General features: G+C 57.7%; 1 protein-coding gene and 1 pseudogene. Both read right to left on the minus strand.

Annotated features, from left to right (window positions below; genetic code table 11):
* Window positions 1-487, minus strand: a pseudogene (locus tag WA989_RS01570) (glycine cleavage system protein T); the annotation flags it as partial.
* A 158-nt stretch (window positions 488-645) separates the two neighbouring features.
* Window positions 646-1,137 carry an Lrp/AsnC family transcriptional regulator gene (locus WA989_RS01575; protein WP_424338775.1) on the minus strand — a complete coding sequence of 164 codons (492 nt, stop codon included), beginning with the start codon at window positions 1,135-1,137 and terminating at the stop codon, window positions 646-648.
* Window positions 1,138-1,829: the final 692 nt, after the last annotated feature.

Genomic DNA, 1,829 nt, shown 5'->3' on the forward strand with positions numbered 1-1,829 from the left:
CTCCCGACTTGGGGCCCTGCAGTTGCAGCGGAGAGACGTCTGGCTCGCCGATGGTGACGTCCAGTCCGGAGTGCACCGCCACGCCCTGCGCCCAAAGCAGGATGTCGCTGTCGGCGAGCGAGATCCAGAAGTGGTTCTCGGCCAGGCGCAGCAGGATCGGATCGTTCAGGATGCCGCCGGCGGCATTGGTGATGAGCACGTATTTGCACTGTCCCACGGCCATCTTCGACAGATCGCGGGGCGTCAGCATCTGGACGAAGCGCGCGGCATCGGGGCCGGTGATCTCGACCTGGCGCTCGACGGCGACGTCACAGAGGATCGCATTGTTGACGAGGTTCCAGAAATTCTGTTCCGGATCGCCGAAATCGCGCGGGATATACATGTGGTTGTAGACGGAAAATCCCGTGGCTCTCCAACGCACGGTGGCGTCGAAATAGGGTGATTTCCGGATCTGTGTGCCAAAGCCGAAGTCGTCTGCGTGCATCATATTCCCCCTCATGCGTCACCGGTTGGATGGTCCGGGACCGATTAAACCTGAGGCGAACTTAGGGTCTTAAAGGGCGCATGTTCGGTCTGAAAAATCGGCGGTTTCAGACTGTACAGGCTGATTTTCGGGCAGAGATTGTCTCGTTTGGTCTGAGCGGGTCAGCTGACGTCTTTTGCCGCCAGTTTGGCAAGGTTTGGCCGACCTGCCTTGACGATACGAGTCGCGATGTAAGTCATGTATCGGTCTACGCCCAGATCTGCATCCAGCATCGCCTGCATCAGTGCCTGAAACGACGTGAGACTGGAACTGACGGCCTTCAGGACGTAATCCATGCCGCCGCCCGTAGCGATGCATTCCGTGATCTCGTCCCGGCCTATGACAAAGGCTTCGAACCTGTCAAAGTCGGCCTTGCGGTGATGGGTCAGCGATACGGTGACCGTGACTTGCGTGATAGCGCATATTCGGTCGATAGCGATATCACCGTGATAACCCCGGATCAGACCCGCCACCTTGAGCCGATCCAGCCGAGCCCAACACGGCGTCGCCGATATGTTGGCAATCTCGGCAAGCTTCGTCTTACTCAGCTGGCCATATTGCTGCACCGCGCAAAGGATGCGAATGTCGGTCGCGTCGAGGCCAATCCTTTTCATTCTCCAACAATCCGCACTGTATCAAGGTTCTGGCGGTGACACACCGCTGGTTCCGATTATGCTAACACGCAAGACCCAGCTTGGTAGACGGTTTTACGACCGGTTCTACTTTGCCAGCGGCAAGGGACGGATGCGGCGGATGCGCCCGCAAATTGGAACGCGTGGCGTCAGGCGTTTCGCTCTCGATATGAATTTCATTTCAGGACTGGGACCACTCGGCGACGGTTAGAACTCATGTGCCGGCTTTGTCCGCATAGTGGCCATCTGGGTGGTGGAGATGCTGCGCGCTTTGCGAACGTCTGGTTCGGTGAAGCCGCGATGCGGCGACGGGCCGACCGGCGAATGTCCGGATAGGGCCGCGAGGAGACTGGCAGATTTCTTCGTCCAATTGACCAAAACTCCGGACAAGATCAGATCCATCGTCCTATCGACGGACTCACCACGTCCGAGCATAGCTCCCTGAAAGTCAAGACGGTCTCGTATTCTCCGTATTCCGTTTCCTTTGCCTTCTTCAGGCTTTCCGGGATTACCAGATGCACTCCGATTGAAGCCATCTCCTCGATTGCGTTGCCGGCGATGTTCCCATCGACTGTTGTCAGGAATAGGCGCCGGTCGCCCTTCTCCCGCTCTACCTGTCAATCGGCGTCCAATTCTGACCCTCTATCGGCGTTGAAGAATGACCCCCCTTTCTT

The organism is Henriciella sp. (genome assembly GCF_049649345.1).
Classification (GTDB): domain Bacteria; phylum Pseudomonadota; class Alphaproteobacteria; order Caulobacterales; family Hyphomonadaceae; genus Henriciella.